This is a genomic window from Commensalibacter sp. A3DC, assembly GCF_047307945.1.
GTDB classification, from domain to species: Bacteria; Pseudomonadota; Alphaproteobacteria; order Acetobacterales; family Acetobacteraceae; genus Commensalibacter; species Commensalibacter melissae.
In genome coordinates this window covers 1-6,339 of record NZ_JAXOQA010000081.1, presented here as the reverse complement: position 1 = coordinate 6,339, position 6,339 = coordinate 1, and the positions used below count along the sequence as shown (strand labels likewise).

Here is a 6,339-nt window from a genome sequence, read left to right as displayed (position 1 = left end):
TTTTAACAATTGATAGCTTTATAAGATTGTACCGCGTTAGAAAATGGAAAACTAAGGCTCAATTGCTGTTTTATCTGTTGTGCTATCATCATGGGATCAGCACTTGAGGGTTGTACAATAATATTAATTCGATATTGCTGATTATTATTAGTCATGCAATTTATTATCTTATTAAAAGAAGGATTAACCTTATTTATTTGTCCATCATTTGCCAGTAGTTTACTCATTTGAACATTATCATTACCTGATGATAAAGAATGTTTTTGTGAATTACCAATCGTACCTTGATAGGCTTTATATGCTTCGATTCCAACAGCTATACCACCCACACCCACCGCGATGGTATTGCCTGACTGATTAACCTTAGAAGAAGCGAGTATTGGTTTTTTCAAAGAAGGAGATGCAGCCTTACTATTTTTACTTGTCATGTAGTTATACAAACTATACAAATCATAACCTAATGACACCGCATCAAAAGCCCACCCAGCAGGCCCAGCAAATAAACCTGCTATTTTAGGTAATATATGACGTGCACCAAAAGCTGCAACTTTTCCCATCATGCGACCAGCATTACCAAAATGAGGAATCTTAGTTACAACATGCTCTAACTCATCCCCAACAGCCTTTACTCCTCCAGTTAATCCGAATATTCCCGGAATTTTCAAAGCTGTATGACCAATACTCCCTATAACGGAACCATTTCCCTTTTTGAAAGCACTTATACCAGAAACTTTATTCCATATTTTACCTAATCCACCAGCTTTTTTACCTATAGCACCAATTTCAGGTATTTTAGAAATAAATTTATCAGCTTTACTACCATTCTTCAGTAAGGATTTGGCAATATTTGCCAATCCTGAACCACCCTTTCCTAAAACTCCTTTAAATGTCGCAATTGTTGCTACAAAACTTATAACCGCGGTAAAAACAGTTTTTAATAGATCAATCTTATCATTAACATCATTTGTAATAGCTATCTTTGATTTTGCAGAAGCGATTGTATCTCCATGCCTTTTTAATAAATCACTTTCCAAATTCGATTTATTTATAACGTAACCGGCGGATTTTTCAGCTGCTAATAAGTTATTTTGATTTTTAATATTATCTAATTTTGCACTAGCGTTTGACGCTTCTGATAAAATTTGATTGGTTTCGTTATTTCCTTCTAAATTAGAATTTTTTTGTTCTTCTAAAAATATATTTTGATATCCATGGGTTTGAACTCTTTTTGATTTGGCATCAATAATATCATGTTCAGGCGCAGTCAATTGATCATAAATATGAACATTGTCATGAGCCAATTTTCTAGCAATAATATTTGCACGATCCGGATTAACTTTTTGTAAAGTGGCTAAAGCCTTACGAATATTTTCCAAGCGCTCAAGTGCAGTAAAATTATGCCCCTTGTCATCACCCCTTTGTAAAACTCGCTGACTGGGAGCTACCTTATCTAATTCTTGTAATTCTGGATAATTAAGTAAACTATTTGTTTTATTGGTGGAAATGGCAGAATTTATATTCGCCATTTCTTTATAAAACATCAAACTTTCAGATTTATTCGCCCCATAACGATTACCAACATTCACAGCTTGATAAACATCCGATACAGATGAATTTGTCATGCTAGCCATTTGTTGCATTGCACTATTATCATCTGTAATATTACTTATGTCCCTTATCGTTAAGAAACGATCTGCCAGTTCGGAAATTGCTCCCTTAAAACTATCAAAAGAATTTTCTAATTTGCTTACCGCAGCAAGAAATGATTCTCCCTTTCCATCATGATCGGACTTTTCATATAATGAATTTTTCAAAATATCTAAATCATCAAGTTTATCTAGCTTTCCTAATTTAGACAAATTATTCAACTGATTTAAGTTATCAAGTTTTTCATTCGCAGAATTTTGATTATCAATTATGATTTGTAAATTTGTTGAAAGGATTGATGAAGATTCCGGATTATCTGATGAATGTGTAGAAAAAGCTAAAGAAAATTTTTCTAATGCCTGATCCATCTTTGCAACTGAATCCAACAAGGATTGTTGTATCTGATTATCTGGTTGATTAGAATTATCCATACCTATTTTTCCTTAAATTATAGCAATGGCTATAGAACTTCATCAAGTTCACTCTTCCGTTTAATATATTCGGAAGCTATCATTTCATTATATTGATTAATTAAAATTATTTCTAAAAATTGGTACAAATCTCGCACGCTATAAACAGATTGTAATTCTTTTAGCGTAGCAAAACCTGAAGTAATCACCTCTCCGATTGATTGAGGGATGTTTGGGTAGTATCGATATCCTTTTTGCTCTGTAATTGCTCCATCGAAACTATGAAAAGGTCTAAGTACCGCTTGGCGTCTCTCGTAAAAAAATCCGTATGTAACTTAAATGCCTCCCGTTTTAAAGCGATAATAGTAGAAACTTCTTCAATATAATGATTAGGATTATTCAAAATTGGCTCTACCAAATCATTTTGACCAGGATTCAAATAAATACTACAGCAATCAAACAAGGGTTTAACTACAATTTTTAAATCATCATAAGGCAAACTGAAAAACAATGAAGACAAATATACAGCTAATTTTTCAGTAGCTTGTTGAATTTTTACCATTCCTTCATCATTTTTCTCCATTAACTCTTCATAACTTGATTCTATTGTTGCTTCTTGCACATAAGTGTAAACTAAAGGTATTAAAAACGATATATCCTCTTTATTAGCATTTCTTAAAATCGCATTAATCGAGCGTTCAGCCCATTCTTCTGTATCAAAAGCAGACATTTCGGTGATTTTAAATAATTTACCTTGATCACGACCAGGTTCTTGGATTTTTAATTCAACTGAGCGACGTGCCATAAACTTAGACCTCTACAGTTTCATCAACAGATTCAAAAATAAATTTACAAGGAACGGCACTTAATGTTTTTTGATGGTTGGGTATAGCCTGCCACTGAGTCAGATAGCCATTATTCAAATTATAATTTTTACCTAAAGAAGGAATAATCATTGTTCCATTAAATTTCAAAGCTTCCCTTTGAACCTGCATTACTTTTGCCAGTGATTGCAAAATTGCCAAAGAACTAGAAGCTGCGACAAAATTAATTTCCAGCTCAACTTGATGCGCATCAGGCAAATAACCTCCATAAACAGTACCTTCAAAAGATGTTACTGTTTCAACTAAACTTTTCGAGGAAAATTTGAACGGTGAATCTGACGTCAACCCCTCCAAGCTTAATGGTACGCCTATCAAGGGTGAAACAAAACCTGATGCTGTTGATCCCAAACCAACTTTATCCGCTATATTATTATTTACCCATGGATTACTTGCAATGAGCGTTAATTTTGTATTGATTGATGTAATTGTTCTATTTATTGCCATTTTATTGTAACTCTATGCTGTTCATGTTGATTTGTTGAACGGATTGACCATCGGTATACCAAAAATTAATGGGAGGCGAACCACGACGAACGCGGGTTTGTGGTGTTACATTACCCATATCAATTTTCAGATAATAACCCACAGCCGTTATATTATTGATTTGAGATAAATTAAGACCAGCCTGTTTAAGACTTTGCGTTTGATCTTCAGATAAATAAATACCAGAACGTATTGCACCAAACTTAATAAAATCATCAATTGCGGGTTTGATTGCCGCACTTAAAATTCCCTTACCTTCATTATTATATGGAATCTGTCCTTTGGCTAATAGGGTTTTTATAAAACAATTTTGAAAATAACGACGCATCCATACCTGACAATACCAGCTATCCAACCATAAATACTGTCCTGAAATTTTACCTTCCATCATAAAGACAAAATCATTTGACGCTGATGCCCACACGCCATAGAAATTATAACCATTCGCTTTAAGTGCCAAGGCAATGTCTTCATTCGTTACATTGGCTTTTAATAAGCTGCTACGACGAAAAGCGGCATTATATCGTCCATCGGTTTTTTCAAGATCCCATGCCGCAGGATAACCTGCGATAAAAGCACAAAGTGCAAGACTGTTATAAACACATACAACACCCTCGTAATTTGCTGAGTATACTTTTTCAGCAAATGAAGTTCCGGTATTGGCCGTTATCGCTTTATTTGAACTATCAGAAAGAATGACACATACATCATCCTTCATAGAATCAGCCCATTTTGCAAAAGTTAGAGCTTCTGCCTCATCAGGTTCCCAAGTCAGAAAAACGGAACAAAAAGTTAGGTTTTCTTTTCTCAAAGTATTAATAACACTTGATGGTGTAGGAGATTCAATTGCGGGTGATAAACTGGCCCCTTGATTTTCTGAAAGTCTCAATAGATCAGCCAATTGCCCTGTTGCAAAACTTACATAAGAATTGTGTCCGGTTAATCCGGATGTGATAATAAAGGATTGATTTCCAGATGAATAAACAACAGAAACTCCCAACAAATTTTCCAAAATTGTTGCCGCTTCACTAAAGCTATTGATAAAGCTAAAATCTGGATCAGCTATATTTTTTTCATTATTATCAACCACGATCTGTAAATCACCCTTAAAAGATCTTAACTCTTCCAAAGTGACAGCCGACATTGTTGCGCCAATCAAACCAGCGCTTGTATTGTTTTCAGCGTATAAAGCCATATAAAGCTGAGTTGCAACACGATCAGAATCTGTAAATCCAGCAAAATAAACTGTTGCCAGGTTATATTCCATTGAATCATAACCAAATAATTTTCCAATTTCTTCAGCATTTTCAAATATGGATGTAATCCCCGCAGGAATAACATTCTCTTTTCTTGTAAGCATCAAACCAAATAGGTCATTTCCCTTGTTCCCTACGGATAAAACCTTTGGATTAATTCTTACAATATTATTTAATGGTATAGACATTAATTTGTAATCCTTATCATAGTGAATTGGTTTATAAAATTATCGAACACCAATTTTAGTATTCCCTGTTTCAGGCAATTTAGGCTTAGTTCAAGCATGCCTGAACTTCGAATGTTTGAATGATTTATGAGAAATAATTAATTTTTAATTTGGAATGTGTTTAAGAATAAAAAACCACCCAAAAAGGTGGTTCAATTGTTTGCATGAAGATTGGAAAACTTGTTATTATTTTAAGATTTTCCTTCTTTTTTTGCCGCACTTCTTACATCAAGATAATAAACGAAAGATGCAAGCATCAAGGCAACAGAAGGAATTAAGGCAAATAAATAAGCATAAATCATCATCATTTGTTGTGTCGTTACACTATTATCTGCCGGCAGGGAGATAAATCCCAAATAAATAAATATCCAACCTCCCAATAAAATAACAGCAAACATTAAAAAAGCCGGTAATTTTCTTACATGCTTAGGCATTGTAATAGATTGTTTCGTAATCGCCGAGACCACAGATAAAACAGCACCGACAGCTATCATAAAACTAAAAAAACCGACCATAACCGCTTTAAATAATGCAATTACATCCATGTTATTGCCCCTTGCTTAAATTGTTTTATAATCAAGGTTATTAAACTTTATTTTAGAAAGCAATTATAAGTATATGATATTGAAAAAATAAATTTTATTCAGAATAAAATATTATTGATGATACAAGAGCAAATACTTCTTATAAATTTTAGTAGAACAAATATATCTTACAATTAAAGTCAATTTAATTTCCAATAAATTACCCTAGACAAACTTTTTTATTACAAATAATTCATGACATGATAACAATAAAATGTATTAAGTTTTATTCATCAGCATAGATAACCAGTTCTCCTTGATCGTTTTCAGGTTGATCAAGTTGAGCTACGACCAAAACCTTACACCAGCCAGACATTTCCCACTCTTCTAATCTTTGAACAACCAACCAGCGTCGCCCCAGAAATTCCAAAAGATCACCACCGACACCTCTTACACGATCTATGCCGTAAAGTTGTCCATTAGCATAAACCACACGTTTTTCATTTTGTTCACTGGCATAATGACCATGAATCAGCTTATCGCCTTTTAAAGATTGAACTTGCAATTCAATAGGTTCAGGATCTTCATAAACAGCCTCTTGTCGAGTTCCTTTTAGAATATAACCTTTTGAACGAAATAACGATCCTGTAATAGAAGGATTTACAATTCCAATCATACTTCGCACCATATCATGAAGCTTCATAGAATCCTATTCCTTTAAATTTATATAGACTAATGTTTATGATTTAAAAATTATATACTTATTAAATTATAGATTTTATCTATAAATAATTATATTTTTATGTAAAATTGATAATCAATCTTAATTTTATTGCAAAATACAATTAAAATTACTTAGAAACTATGCATCTGAACAATCATCCTGACAACTGGCAATAAAAACAGAC

At 33.2% G+C, this 6,339-nt stretch carries 6 protein-coding genes; all 6 read right to left on the bottom strand.

The annotated features are described in order from the left end of the window. Positions 1-2: 2 nt before the first annotated feature. The 6 genes from U0839_RS08090 to U0839_RS08065 all read right to left on the bottom strand — a co-directional run bounded on the left by U0839_RS08090 (position 3) and on the right by U0839_RS08065 (position 6,134). Positions 3-2,078 carry a hypothetical protein gene (locus U0839_RS08090; protein WP_413550448.1) on the bottom strand — a complete coding sequence of 692 codons (2,076 nt, stop codon included), beginning with the start codon at positions 2,076-2,078 and terminating at the stop codon, positions 3-5. Positions 2,079-2,262: 184 nt separating this feature from the next. Beyond that, complete coding sequence (locus U0839_RS08085) at positions 2,263-2,862, bottom strand: hypothetical protein (protein ID WP_122123179.1); 600 nt, start codon at positions 2,860-2,862, stop codon at positions 2,263-2,265. A 4-nt stretch (positions 2,863-2,866) separates the two neighbouring features. Further along, a complete protein-coding gene (locus tag U0839_RS08080; RefSeq protein WP_110439483.1) occupies positions 2,867-3,385 on the bottom strand; it encodes a phage tail fiber protein in 519 nt (172 codons plus the stop codon). 1 nt (position 3,386) lies between these two features. Continuing rightward, the gene (locus tag U0839_RS08075) at positions 3,387-4,868 is read right to left on the bottom strand and encodes a DUF3383 family protein (protein ID WP_155565063.1); all 1,482 of its coding nucleotides are present in this window, start codon (positions 4,866-4,868) and stop codon (positions 3,387-3,389) included. 230 nt (positions 4,869-5,098) lie between these two features. After that, entirely contained in the window at positions 5,099-5,452 is a 354-nt protein-coding gene (locus tag U0839_RS08070; protein ID WP_155565062.1) for a hypothetical protein, read from the bottom strand. A 265-nt stretch (positions 5,453-5,717) separates the two neighbouring features. Beyond that, positions 5,718-6,134, bottom strand: coding sequence for a hypothetical protein (locus tag U0839_RS08065; RefSeq protein ID WP_155565061.1), 417 nt, complete (start codon positions 6,132-6,134; stop codon positions 5,718-5,720). Between the last annotated feature and the right edge of the window lie 205 nt (positions 6,135-6,339).

Coding starts and splice junctions, on each gene's coding strand:
- U0839_RS08090 (WP_413550448.1), bottom strand. CDS start 2,078: ATGGATAATTCTAATCAACCAGATAATCAGATACAACAATCCTTGTTG.
- U0839_RS08085 (WP_122123179.1), bottom strand. CDS start 2,862: ATGGCACGTCGCTCAGTTGAATTAAAAATCCAAGAACCTGGTCGTGAT.
- U0839_RS08080 (WP_110439483.1), bottom strand. CDS start 3,385: ATGGCAATAAATAGAACAATTACATCAATCAATACAAAATTAACGCTC.
- U0839_RS08075 (WP_155565063.1), bottom strand. CDS start 4,868: ATGTCTATACCATTAAATAATATTGTAAGAATTAATCCAAAGGTTTTA.
- U0839_RS08070 (WP_155565062.1), bottom strand. CDS start 5,452: ATGGATGTAATTGCATTATTTAAAGCGGTTATGGTCGGTTTTTTTAGT.
- U0839_RS08065 (WP_155565061.1), bottom strand. CDS start 6,134: ATGAAGCTTCATGATATGGTGCGAAGTATGATTGGAATTGTAAATCCT.